Raw genomic sequence first — 20,707 nt, forward strand, 5'->3', positions numbered from 1 at the left:
CGGCGGGCATTATTCAGGCTGCTTAAGCCAGCGAACCGCCGGTCAGGAAAGAAAAAATCAGGAACATCAGCAGAAGGCCGCACACGATGCCGATACCAAAAAGCAAGGTATGGAAAGCCAGCGTCCCGCCGCCGAAAACCAGCGCGCCGCGAATGCCCCAGCGATTTTCCTTACGCATACCGCCAACAAATGCGCAAAGTAGCGCAGCAATGGCCAGTGCGATACCGCTTTGATCGAGGATTTTATCGACATCCACGTCCTCTTTTTTCTCCACGGTGGTAATTTTTTCGCCTTTTATTCCGGCGAGAAGACCTCTTTTAATTTCAGCCGTTTTGTCCGCCACGATGCTTTCAAGCGTTGGCGGTGGTGCGGAAAAAGGGCCGAATGAAAAGTGGATAATCCCCATTATTAAAGCGATGGCACCGAACAGCATGCCCAATGAACTGATTTTATTTTGCGCTATGATACCCATCTGACCTCCTTGTAGCGGATGGCAAAAGCATATCAGGAAACGGGTGGACGAAATTCTTAAAAAAACCGCTAAAGGTAGAGCGTTAGTGAAATTGCAAAGGAGCAACAATGAAAATTTCCCGCCTCGGAGAAGCGCCCGATTACCGCTTCTCGCTGGCTAATGAGCGTACTTTTCTGGCGTGGATCCGTACCGCACTAGGATTTCTGGCTGCGGGGGTTGGGCTTGACCAACTTGCGCCAGATTTCGCCACGCCCGTCATTCGCGAACTGCTGGCGTTGTTGTTGTGTCTGTTTTCCGGCGGGTTAGCGATGTATGGCTACTTGCGCTGGTTACGCAATGAAAAAGCGATGCGTCTGAAAGAGGACCTGCCTTACACCAACAGCTTATTAATCATCAGTTTAATATTGATGATCGTGGCGGTGATCGTCATGGGACTGGTGTTGTATGCCGGATAGCCGCAAAGCCAGACGCATTGCCGACCCAGGGCTGCAGCCGGAGCGCACATCACTGGCGTGGTTTCGTACCATGCTGGGCTACGGCGCGTTGATGGCGTTGGCTATCAAACACAACTGGCACCAGGCGGGCATGTTATTCTGGATTTCGATTGGCATCCTCGCCATCGTGGCGCTGATCCTCTGGCACTACACTCGTAATCGCAATTTAATGGATGTCACGAATAGCGATTTTTCCCAATTTCACGTAGTCCGTGACAAATTTTTGATCTCCCTCGCGGTGTTATCTCTCGCAATACTGTTTGCTGTAACGCATATACATCAACTTATCGTATTTATTGAGAGAGTCGCATGACAGGAAGTCAGGTCATTGATGCTGAAGAGGACAGGCATAAACTGGTTGTAGAGTATAAGGATGCTCTGCAACCTGCCGATTTTTATCACAATTTCAAACAGCGGGGCATCCGCTCCGTACAGCTCATTCCCCATCTTGAATTTGATGACCGGGGCGATCTGACGGCCGCTTCGGTGACAGCAGAGCTGTGGGGGAAATTTTTAATTGCCCTGTTTGAGTGTTGGGTGCGGGCAGATATCAGTCGTATCTCGATTGAGCTTTTTGACGCCACATTACAAAAATGGTGTGGCAGCGAAAACCCGCACTCGCGCCGTGGCTGCCAGGCGTGCGACTGGCATCGGCTGTGCCCGCACGCTCGGGAGGAGACGCCAGACAGCGTGCTATGTGCGGGCTATCAGGCGTTTTATTCTTACTCCGCACCGCATATGCGGGTGATGCGTGATCTGATAAAGCAGCATCGTTCTCCCATGGAGCTGATGACGATGCTGCGGTGACGTGAGCTTAAACAGGCTGCCCCTGATGCGACATCCGCGTCGCCAGCGGTAGCCAGCACAGCACGATCAACAATCCCATTAAGGTCATCAACAACCCCAGGCTGCCCTGACCGGTTTGCGGCAACATCGCAGAGAGCGACGCCAGCACGCCGGAACCAATGTTTTGCAGACCGCCGACCAGCGCGCCCGCGGTGCCCGCCAGGAAGGGGAACGGTTCCATTGCGCCGCTGGTCGCCAGCGGAAACAGCATCCCGGCACCGAAAAAGAACAGCGCGGCGGGAACGAGCAGCGTCCAGACATTCATCACGCCAAACCAGTCGGGGATCCACATCAGCAAGCCAGCCAGCAGGCAGCAGATAACCGACTGCCACATCAACGTTGAGAAGCGTTTATTAGGACGTCCGGCAAACCATGCCCCAAAAAATGCCGCCGGAATCGGCAGAATAAACAAAATACTGACCGTCATACTGCTCAGCCCTAATACCGCGCCCATCAGCACGCCGGAGCAGGCTTCAAAGGCGGCAATCCCGGCCAGACCGCCAATCAGCATCAGCAAATAACAGTTAAAACCGCTGTTACCGAAAAGCGTTTTATAACTGGTAAGCAGGCGTGTGCGCGGTGCGTCGACCGGACGCGTTTCCGGCATCCAGCGGGCCATACTGAAGGTCACACCGGCACAAAGTACCAACAAAAAGAGATAACAGGCGCGCCAGTTCCACATCGTATCCAGCAGACCGCCGATTAGCGGTGCGAGCAACGGACTGACAAGAATTCCCATGTTTAACAGGCTATTAGCATGGCGCAATTGTGTCCGTTCATATAAATCACGCGGCAAAGTACGCGCCATTACGCCGCCAACGCCGGTGCCCATCCCCTGCATCGCGCTGGCGGCAATCAATACTGTCAAACTGGAGGTCGTGACCGCGACCAGCGTTGCCAGCATAAAAATGGACATTCCGACGAGGATCACCGGTCGGCGACCCACACGGTCGGAAATCGGGCCATAAAACAGCTGTGAGACACCGTAAGTCAGCAGATAAGCGCCCATTACGCTCTGCACCGCCCCTTCACGGACGTTGAGATCGCGCGCCATATCGGCAATAGCTGGAATATAAATGGTTTGCGCCATCTGACCGACGGCCACGAGTAATACCAACATCAATAACAAATTGACGTTTCTATGCCTTTTCATTATCACGGATGCTTTTATAAAAATAATTAGAATAAGTCACTACGCATTCCCATAAATGCGGGAGAGGAATCTATCACATTGATAAATGTTAGCCAGATATACGCCAGGAATGGGGAATTGTTTAGCGGCAGAATATGTAAACAAAAGCGGCAATAAATGTTGCCGGGAGGGATGGTAGGGCGGATAAGATGCATCAGCATCGCATCCGACACCAACCCGCACGCTAAATATGAAAGGGGAGCGGTTACCCGCTCCCCTTTGGTGCGACTTGAATCTGAATTACTTCAGGTATTTCAGAACAGCATCAAGCAGTTGCAGTGCTGCAACAATGAGTTTGAGGATAAGAATGGCGATATCCACCAGGCTCATACGCGTCTCCTGTGGTTCAGGAGCACTGCCAGCTGACGTACCTTTCCGCTGCCTGTTGCCAGCTGTTGTGCACGCGGTATCTCAAGGAGAAACGTTGTGCTCGTTGACATAACACAGTGTGCTCACGCGGGGTTAAGGCGCTGACGGCACCACCCGTTTCAGCCAGGACTTAGTGCGCCGGGTAACGATGCGGCCCCCGCATAACACATTGCGTACAGTGATATTATAGAAGTTTACTGTATAAATAAACAGTAATATTTGGACAAAACGCAAACTGTGATCGATACTCAACTATGCACTAAATACGTCAAAATTCGTGCCGAAATTGCGCGTTTTGCGCGGAACACGTATACTTTCTGTGTTGACATAATACAGTGTGCTTTGCGGTTACCAGCCGCGGGCGGCTGACGAAACCTCGCTCCGGCGGGGTTTTTTGTTACCTGCAGTACAGTACAAAACGTGATCAACCCCTCAATTTTCCCTTGCTGAAAAATTTTCCATTGTCTCCCCTGTAAAGCTGTGCTTGTATAAATATTGTTAAACACAAAACCAACAAGGTCCCCAATGACTACTTCCATGCTCAACGCAAAACTACTACCAACTGCGCCATCCGCCGCAGTGGTCGTCGTGCGTGTGGTGGTGGTCGTCGGCAATGCGCCGTAGGGACTGGAACAACACACGATTCCAAAACCCCGCCGGCGCAAACCGGGCGGGGTTTTTCGTTTAATCACCTCCCGGAAAGTCGGCCCAGAAGAAAAGGACTGGAGCATGGCAAGTTCGGGCACAACATCGACGCATAAGCGCTTTACCGGCGCAGAATTTATCGTTCATTTCCTGGAACAGCAGGGCATTAAGATTGTGACGGGCATTCCGGGCGGTTCTATCCTCCCTGTTTACGACGCCTTAAGCCAAAGCACGCAAATCCGCCATATTCTGGCTCGCCATGAACAGGGCGCGGGGTTTATCGCTCAGGGAATGGCGCGCACCGACGGTAAACCGGCGGTCTGTATGGCCTGTAGCGGACCGGGGGCGACTAACCTGGTGACCGCCATTGCCGATGCGCGGCTGGACTCCATCCCGCTGATTTGCATCACTGGTCAGGTACCCGCCTCAATGATCGGCACCGACGCCTTCCAGGAAGTGGACACCTACGGCATCTCTATCCCCATCACCAAACACAACTATCTGGTCAGACATATCGAAGAACTCCCGCAGGTCATGAGCGATGCCTTCCGTATTGCGCAATCAGGCCGCCCTGGCCCGGTGTGGATAGACATTCCTAAGGATGTGCAAACGGCCGTTTTTGAGATTGAAGCACAGCCCGCGGTGGCAGAAAAAGCCGTCGCGCCCGCCTTTAGCGAAGAAAGCATTCATGACGCAGCGGCAATGATTAATGCTGCCAAACGCCCGGTGCTTTATCTGGGCGGTGGTGTGATCAATGCGCCTGCGCGAGTGCGTGAACTGGCGGAGAAAGCGCAGCTGCCTACCACCATGACTTTAATGGCGCTGGGTATGCTGCCAAAAGCGCATCCGCTGTCGCTGGGTATGCTGGGGATGCACGGTGTGCGCAGCACCAACTATATCTTGCAGGAGGCGGATCTGCTGATTGTTCTCGGCGCGCGTTTTGATGACCGGGCGATTGGCAAAACCGAGCAGTTCTGTCCGAATGCGAAAATTATTCATGTCGATATCGATCGCGCAGAGCTGGGTAAAATCAAGCAGCCGCACGTAGCGATTCAGGCGGATGTTGATGACGTGCTGGCGCAGCTGATCCCGCAGGTGGAAGCGCAACCGCGTGCAGAGTGGCACCAGTTGGTAGCGGATTTGCAGCGCGAATTCCCGTGTCCAATCCCGAAAGCGTGCGATCCATTAAGCCATTACGGCCTGATCAACGCCGTTGCCGCCTGTGTCGATGACAATGCGATTATCACCACCGATGTGGGTCAGCATCAGATGTGGACGGCGCAGGCTTATCCGCTCAATCGCCCACGCCAGTGGCTGACCTCCGGCGGGCTGGGCACGATGGGCTTTGGTCTGCCTGCGGCGATTGGCGCGGCGCTGGCGAACCCGGATCGCAAAGTGTTGTGCTTCTCCGGCGACGGCAGCCTGATGATGAATATTCAGGAGATGGCGACCGCCAGTGAAAATCAGCTGGATGTCAAAATCATTCTGATGAACAACGAAGCGCTGGGGCTGGTACATCAGCAACAGAGTCTGTTCTACAAGCAGGGCGTTTTTGCCGCTACCTATCCGGGAAAAATCAACTTTATGCAGATTGCCGCCGGATTCGGCCTCGAAACCTGTGATTTGAATAACGAAGCCGATCCGCAGGCTGCATTGCAGGAAATCATCAATCGCCCTGGTCCGGCGCTGATCCATGTGCGCATTGATGCCGAAGAAAAAGTGTACCCGATGGTGCCGCCAGGTGCGGCGAATACTGAAATGGTGGGGGAATAAGCCATGCAAAACACAACTCATGACAACGTGATTCTCGAACTCACCGTTCGCAACCATCCGGGCGTAATGACCCACGTTTGTGGCCTTTTTGCCCGTCGCGCTTTTAACGTCGAAGGCATTCTCTGCCTGCCGATTCAGGACAGCGACAAAAGCCATATCTGGCTACTGGTCAATGACGACCAGCGTCTGGAGCAGATGATAAGCCAAATCGATAAGCTGGAAGATGTGGTGAAAGTGCAGCGTAATCAGTCCGATCCGACAATGTTTAACAAGATTGCGGTGTTTTTTCAGTAAGGAGCGACATTAAACCGCTCGGGGGGTTTACTGATGAGCGATTTTTGATAGATCCGTTCAGATATATAGGGTGAAATTGTGCCAGAGACCATCTCAGGCACAATTTATTAGCCCAGGACGTTAATTTAAGTCGCTGCACCGATAACCAGGGGGTTGACAGTTAGGGCTAAAAATTTCCAGCGATGGTGTTAAATTCTGATTGCTGTCTATACCAGTGGTCATGACCAGCATTCTATTAATTAATGGTTCATCGTGAGGTATATTATGGCAAGCCCTATAAACAGCGGAACAATGATGTCAAATCCCTGCCCCTCCACCTTTTTGGATAAAAATAGAATTATTGCTGCTGAGCTTAATATCACAAATAACGAGAAAAAATATTCACCTGGCAGTAATTTCGCAAAATGGATGTTACAGGAAATAAAACGCTTAATAGCAAATATTATGTCCGGTTCTCGCAGTGTTAATACCGAAATACTTAACTATTTTCACCCTATGCCAGGCACTGAAAATAATGGCAATCGTACCTGGATGGCGGCAACTGGAGAGGATGAGTATATCGAAATCAAACAAACAGGTGATAAGTCATTTAATATTACTCTGGTTGGTAGAGATAAACGTTTACGAAAAGAAACTCCATATTCAGGAGTGGCTGTAGCGACTATTATCAAATCGTTGTCTGAAAAAACTGCTGCGTTAGAAACACATTCCGCTGACACGGTTTTGAGAAAGAAATTAGTTAATAGTATTGTTATCAATAATACAGACTTTAATTACGAAATTCCTGCGGGAATTTTAAGTAATATATATGATTTATTAAGCCTGCGAGTTCAAAAAGATGAAGGATATGTACCTGTTCAGGAAAGTTTTAAAAGAACAGATGTTTTTTTTGATTCCATAATTATGGATGCTCATAGAACTATAAAAGAACAAAATCAACAAAATGGTGCTACTAAAATAACTTGCTGCGGTGTTGAGTTAAGTAAAGATATTCTTAAAATATTTGCAGAGAAAATTGAAATAATTGAACAAGATACAAAGAATAGTCAAAACACACTTGAACAAATGGTTGAACTGGTTTACTTTAATGATAATGACTGTGCTCGGGCAAGGGAATTATTAAAGAAATCAAATGGTAACATTGCGGATGATAAGATTGATGAAATAATCGCTTGCTTATCCAGTCATCAGGGGATTACATGTTTTTATTATTCTTCCGTACAAGGCTATCAGAGCTATTTAAAAAATACATCTCAAGATGTTAGCGAGTTACTCTCAAAGAGTTTGGATGGTGCCATTTCATCAATATCGGGTTTAAAAAACTCAGGAAATACCTTTTTTGGGACTGGGAAATATATTAAAGAAATTGATTTTACTATAAATGGGTTTAGTCAGAAGATGTATTCGATGGCGGTTAATAATGTTGGAAATGAAGTTAAGCTTCAGTGTTCTCGTTATTTTACTACCGGTAGGGTCGACGAACAAAACTCCAAAATCGATAAAGTCACTTTTACATTTTTCGGTGCCGCAACAACTGCTGATTTATGATTTTTGCCTGATAAATCGCGTTTATCATTAAGGTGAACGCGTATTGTTAACCGTCTGTGTATAAACAGTCTTTTTGAAATAATGAGCGATTTTTGATAGTGAATAAGTAGAATTAGTGATGCAATTGCATTGGGAAAATCATTAAAAATTAACGACACATGGTCTTATTATTGAAATAAATGAAATATAGCGGTTAGCATTGACATATTTATCATGCTAACCATTGATGCTTCTAAAATGTCAAAATATGCAAAGTGTCATATTGCGAGGTTACTATGGTTAGTGTGACGAGTTATACATATCCAACGGAAACAGAGAATGATAATAGCCAGTTTCAGAGTCAAACTCAGAGTCAGGGCCTGAGCCAGAGTCTAAGAGATAGTATCGAGGGTAATATTGCTGCATTTGATGCGATGGAGCAAAGCGGCCTGCTCGATAATTGTAGAACATTGTCTAAAAATGCCTCTTTTCGTGAAATTTTCCGAAGTTTATTGTTATACATCTTAGATTCCTTACATATCTATCGACATGATATTAGTGATAAATTGGTTTCTTATTTTCATGTTACGCCTGAATCAGCGAATGCGAATTATAAAACATGGATCGCTACCACAGGCATGGATAGCTATATAAAAATTGAGCAGACCGGCAGTGATAAATTTAAAGTCACTGATGTGTATCGTGAGTTAAATGGCAAGAGTTTGGAAAAAAAGAGTAGGGATAGGGATTTTAGTGGTCGAAATGTGAAAGAGTTTATAGGGTTATTATCAGAGCACGATGTATTGGAAAAGTATCAACTCTCAAAAGTAACAGTTGCTGCAAATGCTCTTAAGTTAGAAGTTGTTAATAATAATTTTAAAAATGAACTCAGCAGTGGAGTTACTGATGCTGAGCACCAATTAAAAAAAGCGTTATATGAACAAACTCAATCAACTCCAGATAAATCAATCCAATATGAATTGATTCCAGATAAATTAATTCCAGATGATTGTAGTTATAAATCAGACATAAAAAAACTATATGTTCGGGAGGGAGAGTTTAGTGCACTTCTTGCTGATGCATCAAGACATGTTGGAGAGGCTAGCTCATTTATTGCATGTTGTGGAGTTAAAATAAATAGCACTATCCATGAATTACTGAGGAGTAAAACCATGGCTTTGTCTGGTCATGGAGGTGTTAGAAAATATAAAGATTTCGAAAAACTTTTTAGTGAAATTGTATTTACGCCAGATGAATGTAATATTGTGAGAAACTCTCTACAGAAAGATGGTGTTGAGAAAAAAACCAGAGAAAATATTATTTCTTGCCTCTCCAGTATTTCAGGAATAGGTAACCTGTATTATGCTTGTTCACAGGCATTTCCTGTCGCGCTTGATAGGGGGGATATTAATGCAATACAGGCAAGTAATTCTATTTCTGCCGGGTTTAATAGTAACCCAGGGTTTTGTGCTTTGATGGGAAAAACAAATTTTCTTTTTGCTGACTTTTCACTGCATACATTTACACAAACTCATTATATTGTAAAAGCCGAAATAAATGAAGCTGGTAACGATTTTAATATTGCTAATTTCATTTATCGAACATACGGTGAGGATTATATTCATAACGACTCAGTGGATGACTCTCTTAATGAGCGTTCCACTGAAGATTATAGGTTTCTGGATGACTCTTTGTTACCTGAAAACGATTTCCGCAACAGGAGGAGAAATTTTTCAGGCAATATTGCAATCGCAACCTACAAATAATTCGCTTTTTCTCAATAATACGTACCAAACGCTTACCTTTCAGGTAAGCGTTTTGACGATAAGCCCAACATCATTAAGCCAATACATACCCCATATCCAACTTGAACAACATCGCGCTTATCGTTAAGGTATGCGCGTTTTTTATCCGCCAGGACCCAATTATGATCACCGTTGCCCTTATAGACGATCACCTCATCGTCCGCTCCGGCTTTGCGCAGTTGCTGGGGCTGGAACCTGATTTGCAAGTAGTTGCCGAGTTTGGTTCGGGGCGCGAGGCGCTGGCGGGGTTGCCGGGGCGCGGTGTGCAGGTGTGTATTTGCGATATCTCCATGCCTGATATCTCCGGTCTGGAGCTGCTAAGCCAGCTGCCGAAAGGTATGGCGACGATTATGCTCTCTGTTCATGACAGTCCGGCGCTGGTTGAGCAGGCGCTTAACGCGGGGGCGCGCGGCTTTCTCTCCAAACGCTGTAGCCCGGATGAACTGATTGCTGCGGTGCATACGGTTGCCACGGGCGGCTGTTATCTGACGCCGGATATTGCCATTAAACTGGCATCCGGTCGCCAGGACCCGCTAACCAAACGTGAACGCCAGGTGGCGGAAAAACTGGCGCAAGGAATGGCGGTGAAAGAGATTGCCGCCGAACTGGGCTTGTCACCGAAAACGGTACACGTCCATCGCGCCAATCTGATGGAAAAACTGGGCGTCAGTAACGACGTTGAACTGGCGCGCCGCATGTTTGATGGCTGGTGATGAAGACGTTGTTCTCCCGCTTAATTACCGTTATTGCCTGCTTTTTTATCTTCTCTGCCGCATGGTTTTGCCTGTGGAGTATCAGCCTGCACCTGGTTGAGCGCCCTGATATGGCGGTGCTGTTATTTCCGTTTGGTCTGCGTCTGGGGCTAATGCTGCAATGCCCGCGCGGATACTGGCCCGTATTGCTGGGCGCGGAATGGCTGCTGATTTACTGGCTAACGCAGGCGGTCGGTTTAACCCATTTCTCCTTATTGATGATCGGTAGTTTACTGACGTTATTGCCCGTGGCGCTGATCTCGCGCTATCGCCATCAACGTGACTGGCGCACCTTGCTGTTACAGGGTGCGGCGCTGACGGCGGCGGCGTTGTTGCAGTCGCTGCCCTGGCTTTGGCACGGCAAAGAGTCGTGGAATGCGCTGTTGCTGACTTTAACTGGCGGCTTGACGCTGGCCCCGATATGTCTGGTGTTCTGGCACTATCTCGCCAATAACATCTGGCTGCCGCTCGGGCCGTCGTTAGTTTCTCAACCGATCAACTGGCGCGGGCGGCATCTGGTCTGGTACTTGCTGCTGTTTGTTATTAGTCTCTGGCTCCAGTTGGGATTGCCGGACGAACTGTCGCGCTTTACGCCATTCTGCCTGGCGCTGCCGATTATCGCGCTGGCCTGGCACTATGGCTGGCAAGGGGCGCTGATTGCGACGTTGATGAACGCCATCGCGCTGATCGCCAGTCAAACCTGGCGCGATCATTCGGTGGATTTATTGCTCTCGCTGCTGGTGCAAAGTCTGACAGGGTTGTTACTGGGCGCAGGCATCCAGCGGTTGCGTGAACTTAACCAGTCGCTGCAAAAGGAACTGGCGCGCAATCAGCATCTGGCTGAACGTTTGTTAGAAACTGAAGAGAGCGTGCGCCGCGACGTGGCGCGTGAGCTGCACGATGATATCGGTCAGACCATCACTGCTATTCGTACTCAAGCGGGCATTGTCCAGCGACTTGCGGCAGATAACGCCAGTGTGAAGCAGAGCGGGCAGCTCATCGAACAACTGTCGCTGGGCGTTTACGATGCGGTGCGCCGTTTGTTAGGTCGGTTACGTCCGCGCCAGTTGGATGATCTCACCCTGGAGCAGGCCATCCGCTCACTGATGCGGGAAATGGAGCTGGAAGGGCGCGGCATTGTCAGCCATCTCGAATGGCGAATCGATGAATCAGCGTTAAGTGAAAACCAGCGAGTGACGCTGTTTCGCGTCTGCCAGGAAGGGCTGAACAACATTGTGAAACATGCCGATGCCAGCGCGGTCACCCTGCAAGGCTGGCAGCAGGATGAACGGTTGATGCTGGTGATTGAAGACGATGGCAGCGGTTTGCCGCCGGGTTCCGGGCAACAAGGTTTTGGCCTCACCGGAATGCGCGAGCGCGTAACGGCGCTGGGCGGCACCTTGACCATTTCCTGTCTGCACGGCACGCGTGTCAGCGTTTCTCTACCTCAACGCTATGTCTAAGGTTTGATGATGTTGCCGTTTCTGAAAGCGCCTGCCGATGCGCCATTAATGACTGATAAACATGAAATTGATGCCCGTTATCGCTACTGGCGTCGGCATATTCTGCTGACCATCTGGCTGGGTTACGCGCTGTTTTACTTCACGCGGAAAAGTTTTAACGCCGCCGTACCAGAAATCCTTGCTAATGGCGTGCTCAGCCGTAGCGATATCGGCCTGTTAGCGACCCTGTTTTACATTACCTACGGCGTGTCGAAGTTTGTCTCCGGCATTGTCAGCGATCGCTCAAATGCCCGTTATTTTATGGGGATAGGGCTTATCGCCACGGGCATCATCAACATTCTGTTTGGCTTCTCGACGTCGCTATGGGCGTTTGCCGTGCTCTGGGTGCTGAACGCCTTTTTCCAGGGCTGGGGTTCACCGGTGTGTGCGCGTCTGTTAACGGCCTGGTATTCTCGTACCGAGCGCGGTGGTTGGTGGGCATTATGGAACACGGCGCATAACGTTGGTGGTGCGCTCATTCCCATTGTGATGGCAGCTGCTGCGCTGCATTACGGCTGGCGTGCCGGGATGATGATTGCTGGTTGTATGGCGATCGTCGTGGGGATTTTTCTCTGCTGGCGGCTGCGCGATCGCCCGCAGGCGTTAGGTTTACCTGCGGTTGGTGAATGGCGACACGACGCGCTGGAGATTGCTCAACAACAAGAAGGGGCAGGGCTGACGCGTAAAGAGATCCTCACCAAGTATGTGTTGTTGAATCCGTATATCTGGCTGCTTTCGTTTTGCTATGTGCTGGTCTATGTGGTCCGGGCGGCAATCAACGACTGGGGCAATTTGTATATGTCCGAGACGCTGGGCGTCGATCTGGTCACGGCGAATACGGCAGTGACAATGTTTGAACTGGGCGGATTTATCGGTGCGCTGGTAGCGGGTTGGGGCTCGGACAAATTGTTTAACGGCAACCGCGGGCCGATGAATTTGATTTTCGCCGCCGGAATTTTGCTTTCAGTCGGCTCGCTGTGGCTGATGCCATTTGCCAGCTACGTGATGCAGGCAACCTGCTTCTTCACCATTGGTTTTTTTGTTTTTGGCCCGCAGATGTTAATCGGCATGGCGGCGGCAGAATGTTCCCACAAAGAGGCGGCAGGGGCGGCGACGGGGTTTGTCGGCTTGTTTGCTTATCTGGGGGCGTCGCTTGCTGGTTGGCCACTGGCGAAAGTACTCGATACCTGGCACTGGAGCGGATTTTTTGTGGTTATCTCTATCGCCGCCGGGATTTCCGCACTGCTGTTACTGCCCTTTTTGAACGCCCAGACACCGCGAGAAGCGTGATGCATCTCACCTTTTCACTTCATACCCGGCAAAACTAAGAAATTTTCCAGGTTTTGCCTGGACGCTATCTCAGGCCTGATTTGCTGCTGATTTTTACAATGCCATCATTCATTAATTCTTTCCCAAAATAATTCAAGTTGCAGGAACGCAGCAAACGCGTGAGTCCCGGGAGCATAGTGAACTATGTGACCGGGAGGAATGCGTGCAGCTAAGGCACCTGCGGCTTGAAGTATGAAGGGAAATCAGGAGTAACCCATGCTGGCTTTCTTAAACCAGGTCCGCAAGCCGACCCTGGACCTTCCGCTCGAAGTGCGGCGCAAAATGTGGTTCAAACCGTTCATGCAATCCTACCTGGTGGTCTTTATCGGCTACCTGACGATGTACCTGATTCGCAAGAACTTTAACATCGCGCAGAACGATATGATTTCGACCTACGGGTTGAGCATGACGCAGCTGGGGATGATCGGCCTGGGTTTCTCCATCACTTATGGCGTGGGTAAAACGCTGGTTTCCTACTACGCCGACGGCAAAAACACCAAACAATTCCTGCCGTTCATGCTGATCCTGTCTGCCATTTGTATGCTGGGCTTTAGCGCCAGTATGGGCAGCGGCTCGGTTAGCCTGTTCCTGATGATTGCCTTCTACGCCTTAAGTGGCTTTTTCCAGAGTACCGGGGGTTCGTGCAGTTACTCCACCATCACCAAATGGACGCCGCGTCGTAAACGCGGGACGTTCCTCGGTTTCTGGAACATTTCTCACAACCTTGGCGGTGCAGGCGCAGCAGGTGTGGCGCTGTTCGGCGCAAATTACCTGTTCGATGGTCATGTTATCGGCATGTTTATCTTCCCGTCGATTATCGCGCTGATTGTTGGTTTTATCGGCCTGCGTTACGGCAGCGACTCCCCGGAATCTTATGGCCTCGGCAAAGCTGAAGAGCTGTTTGGCGAGGAGATCAGTGAAGAGGATAAAGAGACAGAATCTACCGATATGACCAAGTGGCAGATCTTTGTTGAGTATGTGCTGAAAAACAAAGTGATCTGGCTGCTGTGCTTCGCCAACATTTTCCTCTATGTGGTGCGTATTGGTATCGACCAGTGGTCAACCGTGTATGCGTTCCAGGAACTGAAACTCTCTAAAGCGGTGGCGATTCAGGGCTTTACGCTGTTTGAAGCTGGTGCGCTGGTCGGTACGCTGCTGTGGGGCTGGCTCTCTGACCTGGCGAACGGTCGCCGTGGCCTGGTGGCCTGCATCGCGCTGGCGCTGATTATCGCCACGCTCGGTGTGTATCAACATGCCAGCAACGAATATATCTACCTGGCTTCTCTCTTTGCGTTGGGTTTCCTGGTCTTTGGCCCGCAATTGTTGATTGGTGTGGCTGCTGTTGGCTTTGTACCTAAAAAAGCGATTGGCGCTGCCGATGGTATTAAAGGCACCTTCGCTTACCTGATTGGTGACAGCTTTGCCAAGTTAGGTCTGGGAATGATTGCCGATGGGACGCCGGTATTCGGCCTTACCGGCTGGGCAGGCACCTTCGCCGCACTTGATATCGCCGCGATTGGTTGTATCTGCCTGATGGCGATAGTGGCGGTGATGGAAGAACGCAAAATCCGCCGCGAGAAAAAAATTCAGCAGTTGACAGTGGCATAAACGTAACTGGTGACTTTTGCCCGGCATGACGCCGGGCTTTTTTTTATTATTCAGTGACTTCCAGCGTGGTGAAGGCAAACTTCTCGCCATCAAATAGCCCCTGACTGGTTAGTTTCAGCGCGGGGATCACTGGCAGAGAAAGAAACGCCATCTGAATAAACGGCTCATCGGGTAACGGACCGCATTCACGGGCGGCAGCTTTCAAGGCGTCAATTTGTTCCGCCAGCGACTGCGCCGTGTCGGTGCTCATCAGCCCGGCAATGGGTAACGGCAGATGGCTTTGGACCTGGCAGTTACGTACCACGCACAACCCGCCGCCATCCTGAATCACCTGATTGACCGCCAGCGCCATCTCTTCGGCACTGCGACCGATCACCACAATATTATGGCTGTCATGGCTGACCGTCGCAGCCAGCGCACCTTCATTCAGGCCAAAGCCGCCGAGCAAACCACAGGCCGGAGCCAGCCGTTGCCCGTAACGCTCAAGTACGGCAATAAAGCACACATCATCGCGATCAAAACCATTTTCGCTGTAGACGCTGGAGCGGGAGTGGGTAATCAATTCGTTATGGATGACGTCAATTACCCGATAGCGTTTTCCGGGCGTGAATTGCAGGGCAAAGTCGCTGGCGGAAACTGGCTGGCGGGCAATGGTATTGCCATATGGCGGAGCGGATTGTGCCAGTCTCGCCGACTCTTCCGCTTGTAAGGTTTGCGCATCAATCGGTTCGCCTTTCACCAGTACCTGCTGCACCGTGACCTTACGCGCATCGCTCAACAGGACGATATCGGCCTGCTTGCCGGGTGCCAGTAAGCCCAGGTGATTCAGACCAAAGTGGCGCGCCGTCGACCAGCTGGCGACGCGATATGCCACATGCAGCGGCACATTGTGTTGTTCGATCAGGCGGCGAATTAAGGCATCGATGTGTCCTTCATGGGCGATCTCCCACGGGTTACGGTCATCAGTACAGAGCATGCATTGCGGGCTGTTAAATTCGTTGATCAACGGTGCCAGTGCGTTGAGATTGCGGGCAGCGGACCCTTCGCGGATCATCAACGACATGCCGAGTTGTAATTTCCGGCGTCCTTCTTCCAGCTGATAACTTTCGTGGCAGTTTTCAATACCCGCAGCAATATAGGCGTTAAGTTCTTTACCACCCAAACCCGGGCAGTGACCGTCCAGCGTCAGGTGGCGAAATGCATCCAGTTTATCGAGCAGCGCATTCTGCCCGCTAATTACGCCAGGGTAGTCCATCATTTCTGCAAGGCCGGTAACCTGCGGATGGTCCCGCCAGGCGAGCATCTGTTCAAGGGTAAAACTGGCACCGTTAACATCGCAGCCTTCCAGGGCGGGTACGCAAGAGCTGACCTGTAAGTACTGGTTTTGCCTTGCCTGTTCGGCACAGCGGGCAAACCAGGCGAATCCGGCTTCGCCCATCACGTTGACGATTTCATGAGGGTCGCAAATAACAGTTGTCAGGCCGCGCGGCAGGGTAGCGGTTTCAAAGGTGACCGGCGTCATCATGCTGGATTCAATATGCAGGTGAGCATCAATAAACCCTGGCACCGCCGTTGCGCCGCGGGCATCAATCCGCTGCAAAGCCGGAGCATCAGTGTATTCTGCGCCAACACCAGCAATGTAACGTCCTTTAATCACAATTGGGCCGGAAATTTCTCCGCCATTGATCAGGTCGAGAATAGAGACATTATCAATAATATAATCGGCAACAGCGTCGCCACGGGAAACGGCTAACAATTCCTGGTATTCCGCCCGGCTAATGTGATGAAATTTATGGTTAATAGAATTATTCATATTTTTCTCATTTTGATTTTATCAATTTGATTATTATTTATCATAAAGAAACGTCGCGAGATTATTAAAGAATATCCATTAATGTGCAATTGAAATGTGATAATTATCACTGAACCGTTGTTGTCATTTGTTTTACAAAAGCAAGGGATTAAATCTCCTCCAATGGACAAAAAAATGAATAATGACAATACCGATTACTTGAGTAATGAATCAGGGACGCTTTCGCGATTATTTAAACTACCTCAGCATGGGACCACCGTCCGCACAGAATTGATTGCGGGGATGACCACTTTTTTAACCATGGTGTACATCGTTTTTGTGAACCCGCAAATCCTCGGCGCGGCACAAATGGACCCGAAAGTGGTGTTTGTTACCACCTGTTTGATTGCCGGTATCGGCAGTATTGCGATGGGGATATTTGCTAACTTACCCGTGGCGCTGGCTCCGGCAATGGGGCTGAACGCCTTCTTTGCGTTCGTGGTCGTGGGGGCGATGGGTATCTCCTGGCAGACCGGGATGGGCGCGATATTCTGGGGCGCAATTGGGCTATTTTTGCTCACGCTGTTTCGTATCCGTTACTGGATGATCTCCAACATTCCATTAAGTTTACGTATTGGCATCACCAGCGGAATCGGATTATTTATTGCCTTAATGGGATTAAAAAACACTGGCGTTATTGTCGCCAATAAAGACACCCTGGTGATGATTGGCGATTTAAGTTCTCACGGCGTGTTGTTAGGTATTTTAGGGTTTTTTATTATAACCGTGTTGTCATCACGTCATTTTCATGCCGCGGTGCTTGTTTCTATTGTGGTGACGTCTTGCTGTGGATTATTTTTCGGTGATGTTCATTTTAGCGGTGTCTATTCCATTCCGCCTGATATTAGCGGCGTCATTGGTGAAGTAGATTTGAGCGGCGCGTTAACACTTGAACTCGCCGGTATCATTTTCTCCTTTATGCTGATCAACCTATTTGATTCATCAGGAACATTAATTGGTGTAACTGATAAAGCTGGCTTAATAGATAGTAACGGTCAATTCCCCAATATGAATAAAGCGCTGTATGTTGATAGCGTCAGTTCGGTGGCAGGCGCATTTATTGGTACCTCATCTGTTACTGCCTATATTGAAAGTACTTCTGGTGTGGCGGTCGGTGGTCGCACGGGGCTGACGGCTGTCGTGGTCGGCGTTATGTTCCTGTTAGTTATGTTCTTCTCACCGCTGGTGGCGATGGTTCCTCCTTACGCAACCGCCGGAGCGTTAATCTTTGTTGGCGTGCTGATGACTTCGAGCCTGGCGCGCGTTAACTGGGATGATTTTACCGAATCGGTGCCTGCGTTTATTACCACGGTGATGATGCCCTTTACTTTCTCGATCACCGAAGGGATTGCACTTGGCTTTATGTCGTACTGCATCATGAAAGTATGCACCGGGCGCTGGCGCGATCTGAACCTGTGTGTGGTGGTGGTCGCAGCTCTGTTTGCACTGAAGATTATTTTGGTGGATTAGTAACTGGCGAGGGTTTCCAGATATCATGAGTTCTGATTACGCAGGAGAACTCATGATCTGGATAATGCTCGCCACGCTGGCGGTAGTGTTTGTGGTTGGTTTTCGGGTGCTGACATCCGGGGCCAGAAAAGCGATTCGCCGTCTCAGCGATCGGCTGAATATCGATGTCGTACCCGTGGAGTCGATGGTCGATCAAATGGGAAAGTCAGCCGGTGACGAATTTTTACGTTATTTGCATCGCCCGGATGAGTCGCACCTGCAAAACGCCGCGCAGGTATTGCTCATCTGGCAAATTGTCATTGTCGATGGTAGCGAACAGAACCTGCTGCAATGGCATCGGATTTTACAAAAAGCCCGCCTTGCCGCGCCGATTACCGATGCTCAGGTCAGGCTGGCGCTGGGTTTTCTGCGCGAAACCGAACCTGAAATGCAGGATATTAATGCTTTTCAGATGCGCTATAACGCGTTCTTTCAGCCTGCCGAGGGCGTTCACTGGCTGCATTAAAACCGCTTCGTCTTATCAGCCTACAGACCGCGCCTGACCTGTAGGGTGGATAAGGCGTTCACGCCGCATCCGGTATCGGAACTGACAGTTGGTGAACGCATTATCTACGTTCTATTTACAGCAGCACCTCCAGCCCGTGTTTTTGCACAATGCTGAGCAGTTTTAATGAAATGCCATTGGGGCGTTTAGCGCCACTTTCCCATTTTTGTACAGTTGAAACGCTGGTATTGAGATAGTGAGCGAAGACGGGCTGACTCACTTTTAATTTTTCCCGCAGTGCTTTTATCTCAACAGGTTGTAAGTCTTGCACGCTGGTCAGGCAGGCTTTGTCAAAAGTACGCATCGTTTCGGCAGAAATCGCATCGACGCTGGACAATCCAGCCGCTGCGCTGTGAATAGCCTCAAATGCAGGACTTTTAAATTTAGTTTTTGCAGTCATAGCAGATCTCTGTCAGTTCTTTAGTGTTAATCATTGCTGTCAGTTGGGCTTTCGTCAGGAAGGCATAATGCTTTGCAAGTTCACGAAACCCAGCCAGTTCCTGACTATTAATGTTCGACATATCCTGTTTTGCATATAAAAACGTGTAAAACCAATTGATTCCCCCTTTCGCCAGAATAATTGCACGCTCACGATTTTGGTGAAGGCGCTTTTTAAAAACGCCACCGCCAAGTGCATCAGCTTTACCTTGTTCCGTTTCTAAAATGGCCCGGCACAACTCTTCATCTGTTATTGCATGAGACCTGGCTTCCCTTGCAAACCATTTGGTTTTAAACACGCGCATATCGTTGAGATCCTGTTATTAAAGTATATCACCAAGTGCAATACTTTATCCCTTGTTCCCAACACAATCGCGAAAATACATATCACCTTGCCCTATGATTTTTATTTCTTCGAGCAGCCTCGAACTTTCCCACAACACCGTAAAAGTTGCAAAAACGTTAAATGCGTCACACATTTCAATGTTAAAGTGGTCGGCTTTTCCCCTGAAACATGCCACGGGTAACACCATGAGTGAATTTATTGCCGAAAACCGCGGCGCGGATGTCATCACCCGACCGAACTGGTCAGCCGTTTTCTCGGTGGCGTTTTGCGTCGCCTGTCTGATTATCGTTGAGTTTTTGCCCGTCAGTTTGTTGACGCCAATGGCCCAGGATTTAGGCATTTCGGAGGGGGTTGCCGGGCAATCGGTGACCGTGACCGCCTTTGTGGCAATGTTTGCCAGTTTGTTTATTACCCAGACAATTCAGGCCACTGACCGCCGCTACGTTGTTATTTTGTTTGCCGTTTTGCTGACGCTCTCCTGTTTGCTGGTTTCCTTTGCCAACTCATTCAGTTTGCTTTTAATCGGTCGTGCCTGTCTGGGGCTGGCGCTGGGCGGGTTCTGGGCGATGTCGGCGTCGCTGACCATGCGTCTGGTACCGCCGCGTACGGTGCCGAAGGCGCTGTCGGTGATCTTCGGCGCGGTTTCTATTGCGCTGGTGATTGCCGCGCCGTTGGGCAGTTTTTTAGGCGAGCTTATCGGTTGGCGCAATGTCTTTAATGCGGCGGCGGTGATGGGCGTGCTGTGTATTTTCTGGATTATCAAATCATTGCCTTCACTGCCAGGCGAACCCTCGCATCAGAAACAAAATACTTTCCGCTTATTACAACGTCCGGGTGTGATGGCAGGGATGATCGCCATCTTCATGTCTTTCGCCGGGCAGTTTGCTTTCTTCACGTATATTCGCCCGGTGTATATGAACCTGGCGGGATTCGGCGTGGATGGCTTAACGCTGGTGCTGTTGAGTTTTGGCATTGCCAGCTTTATTGGTACGTCGCTTTCGTCGTTCATTCTTAAACGTTCGGTAAAACTGGCCTTAGCAGGCGCGCCGTTAATACTGGCTGTGAGTGCGTTGGTGCTGACGTTGTGGGGAAGCGATAAAATCGTTGCTACCGGCGTGGCAATTATCTGGGGGCTAACTTTTGCATTGGTTCCGGTCGGCTGGTCAACGTGGATCACCCGCTCACTGGCCGATCAGGCAGAAAAAGCCGGGTCAATTCAGGTGGCGGTTATTCAGCTTGCTAATACCTGTGGCGCGGCAATCGGCGGTTATGCGCTGGATAATATTGGTCTGACTTCGCCGTTGATGTTGTCCGGCACATTGATGTTGCTGACGGCGTTATTGGTCACCGCAAAGGTGAAAATGAAGTAACGTATTTACAGGAGGGGTTACTGCTCTGGCGGGAAGCTCTCCTGTTCTTCCCCTGATAACCATTGATCAGGTATTGTTC

The 20,707-nt window shown here is 49.8% G+C and carries 22 protein-coding genes; 16 read left to right on the forward strand and 6 right to left on the reverse strand.

The window, feature by feature from the left end; translation table 11 throughout:
* Positions 1-22: 22 nt before the first annotated feature.
* Positions 23-472, reverse strand: a complete 450-nt coding sequence (gene yidI / locus ACJHYD_RS12695) for a protein YidI (RefSeq protein ID WP_001551904.1) — start codon at positions 470-472, stop codon at positions 23-25.
* 107 nt (positions 473-579) lie between these two features.
* Between yidI and ACJHYD_RS12700 the strand changes: the two genes are divergently transcribed.
* The 3 genes from ACJHYD_RS12700 to ACJHYD_RS12710 are packed head-to-tail and all read left to right on the forward strand — an operon-like array spanning position 580 to position 1,773.
* A complete protein-coding gene (locus ACJHYD_RS12700) occupies positions 580-927 on the forward strand; it encodes a YidH family protein (RefSeq protein ID WP_000703955.1) in 348 nt (115 codons plus the stop codon).
* On the forward strand, positions 917-1,279 hold the full coding sequence (locus ACJHYD_RS12705) for a DUF202 domain-containing protein (protein ID WP_001113432.1): 363 nt from the start codon (positions 917-919) through the stop codon (positions 1,277-1,279). Before ACJHYD_RS12700 ends, ACJHYD_RS12705 begins: the two co-directional genes overlap by 11 nt.
* A complete protein-coding gene (locus tag ACJHYD_RS12710) occupies positions 1,276-1,773 on the forward strand; it encodes a radical SAM protein (RefSeq protein WP_001551902.1) in 498 nt (165 codons plus the stop codon). The genes ACJHYD_RS12705 and ACJHYD_RS12710 overlap by 4 nt, the downstream gene beginning before the upstream one ends.
* A gap of 7 nt (positions 1,774-1,780) precedes the next feature.
* Here the strand turns inward: ACJHYD_RS12710 and emrD are convergent, their stop codons facing one another.
* Complete coding sequence (emrD, locus tag ACJHYD_RS12715; RefSeq protein WP_001306726.1) at positions 1,781-2,965, reverse strand: multidrug efflux MFS transporter EmrD; 1,185 nt, start codon at positions 2,963-2,965, stop codon at positions 1,781-1,783.
* Between the two features lie 81 nt (positions 2,966-3,046).
* Between emrD and ysdE the strand changes: the two genes are divergently transcribed.
* Positions 3,047-3,121, forward strand: a complete 75-nt coding sequence (gene ysdE, locus ACJHYD_RS12720) for a protein YsdE (RefSeq protein WP_211180519.1) — start codon at positions 3,047-3,049, stop codon at positions 3,119-3,121.
* Positions 3,122-3,244: 123 nt separating this feature from the next.
* Here the strand turns inward: ysdE and tisB are convergent, their stop codons facing one another.
* Positions 3,245-3,334 carry a type I toxin-antitoxin system toxin TisB gene (gene tisB, locus ACJHYD_RS12725; RefSeq protein WP_000060506.1) on the reverse strand — a complete coding sequence of 30 codons (90 nt, stop codon included), beginning with the start codon at positions 3,332-3,334 and terminating at the stop codon, positions 3,245-3,247.
* A gap of 564 nt (positions 3,335-3,898) precedes the next feature.
* On the opposite strand from tisB, the gene ivbL reads away from it, so the two are divergent.
* From ivbL to uhpT, 9 genes are all read left to right on the forward strand, one after another.
* Positions 3,899-3,997 (forward strand): ilvB operon leader peptide IvbL, encoded by a 99-nt coding sequence (gene ivbL / locus ACJHYD_RS12730; RefSeq protein ID WP_001300753.1) that lies wholly within the window; start codon positions 3,899-3,901, stop codon positions 3,995-3,997.
* A gap of 105 nt (positions 3,998-4,102) precedes the next feature.
* A complete protein-coding gene (gene ilvB / locus ACJHYD_RS12735; RefSeq protein WP_001551901.1) occupies positions 4,103-5,791 on the forward strand; it encodes an acetolactate synthase large subunit in 1,689 nt (562 codons plus the stop codon).
* A 3-nt stretch (positions 5,792-5,794) separates the two neighbouring features.
* Complete coding sequence (gene ilvN, locus ACJHYD_RS12740; RefSeq protein WP_001181706.1) at positions 5,795-6,085, forward strand: acetolactate synthase small subunit; 291 nt, start codon at positions 5,795-5,797, stop codon at positions 6,083-6,085.
* A 1,065-nt stretch (positions 6,086-7,150) separates the two neighbouring features.
* Positions 7,151-7,633 carry a hypothetical protein gene (locus tag ACJHYD_RS12745; protein ID WP_073462037.1) on the forward strand — a complete coding sequence of 161 codons (483 nt, stop codon included), beginning with the start codon at positions 7,151-7,153 and terminating at the stop codon, positions 7,631-7,633.
* 275 nt (positions 7,634-7,908) lie between these two features.
* A complete protein-coding gene (locus tag ACJHYD_RS12750; RefSeq protein WP_162534317.1) occupies positions 7,909-9,378 on the forward strand; it encodes a hypothetical protein in 1,470 nt (489 codons plus the stop codon).
* A gap of 161 nt (positions 9,379-9,539) precedes the next feature.
* Positions 9,540-10,130 (forward strand): transcriptional regulator UhpA, encoded by a 591-nt coding sequence (gene uhpA / locus ACJHYD_RS12755; RefSeq protein WP_000633668.1) that lies wholly within the window; start codon positions 9,540-9,542, stop codon positions 10,128-10,130.
* Complete coding sequence (uhpB, locus tag ACJHYD_RS12760) at positions 10,130-11,632, forward strand: signal transduction histidine-protein kinase/phosphatase UhpB (protein ID WP_001551898.1); 1,503 nt, start codon at positions 10,130-10,132, stop codon at positions 11,630-11,632. The genes uhpA and uhpB overlap by 1 nt, the downstream gene beginning before the upstream one ends.
* A gap of 9 nt (positions 11,633-11,641) precedes the next feature.
* Positions 11,642-12,961, forward strand: a complete 1,320-nt coding sequence (gene uhpC / locus ACJHYD_RS12765) for an MFS transporter family glucose-6-phosphate receptor UhpC (protein WP_000936560.1) — start codon at positions 11,642-11,644, stop codon at positions 12,959-12,961.
* A 255-nt stretch (positions 12,962-13,216) separates the two neighbouring features.
* Positions 13,217-14,608 carry a hexose-6-phosphate:phosphate antiporter gene (gene uhpT, locus ACJHYD_RS12770; protein WP_000879194.1) on the forward strand — a complete coding sequence of 464 codons (1,392 nt, stop codon included), beginning with the start codon at positions 13,217-13,219 and terminating at the stop codon, positions 14,606-14,608.
* A 46-nt stretch (positions 14,609-14,654) separates the two neighbouring features.
* Here uhpT and adeD read toward each other — a convergent pair whose 3' ends face one another.
* Positions 14,655-16,421: an adenine deaminase gene (gene adeD / locus ACJHYD_RS12775; protein ID WP_001551897.1), complete on the reverse strand. Its 1,767-nt coding sequence runs from the start codon at positions 16,419-16,421 to the stop codon at positions 14,655-14,657.
* Between the two features lie 174 nt (positions 16,422-16,595).
* Here adeD and adeQ point away from each other — a divergent pair, with 174 nt between their 5' ends.
* Entirely contained in the window at positions 16,596-17,930 is a 1,335-nt protein-coding gene (gene adeQ, locus ACJHYD_RS12780) for an adenine permease AdeQ (RefSeq protein ID WP_001551896.1), read from the forward strand.
* A gap of 52 nt (positions 17,931-17,982) precedes the next feature.
* A complete protein-coding gene (locus ACJHYD_RS12785) occupies positions 17,983-18,435 on the forward strand; it encodes a DUF1198 domain-containing protein (protein ID WP_001295241.1) in 453 nt (150 codons plus the stop codon).
* Positions 18,436-18,550: 115 nt separating this feature from the next.
* On the opposite strand, the gene ACJHYD_RS12790 is transcribed toward ACJHYD_RS12785, so the two are convergent.
* Together ACJHYD_RS12790 and ACJHYD_RS12795 are read right to left on the reverse strand one after the other, a co-directional pair.
* Positions 18,551-18,874, reverse strand: coding sequence for a helix-turn-helix domain-containing protein (locus tag ACJHYD_RS12790; protein WP_000125643.1), 324 nt, complete (start codon positions 18,872-18,874; stop codon positions 18,551-18,553).
* Positions 18,858-19,211, reverse strand: coding sequence for a type II toxin-antitoxin system RelE/ParE family toxin (locus ACJHYD_RS12795; protein ID WP_122989326.1), 354 nt, complete (start codon positions 19,209-19,211; stop codon positions 18,858-18,860). Before ACJHYD_RS12795 ends, ACJHYD_RS12790 begins: the two co-directional genes overlap by 17 nt.
* 232 nt (positions 19,212-19,443) lie before the next feature.
* Between ACJHYD_RS12795 and nepI the strand changes: the two genes are divergently transcribed.
* Complete coding sequence (gene nepI / locus ACJHYD_RS12800; protein ID WP_001288558.1) at positions 19,444-20,628, forward strand: purine ribonucleoside efflux pump NepI; 1,185 nt, start codon at positions 19,444-19,446, stop codon at positions 20,626-20,628.
* The last annotated feature ends 79 nt before the right edge of the window (positions 20,629-20,707 follow it).

Source organism: Escherichia sp. WS1368 (assembly GCF_046487485.1).
GTDB lineage: Bacteria > Pseudomonadota > Gammaproteobacteria > Enterobacterales > Enterobacteriaceae > Escherichia > Escherichia coli.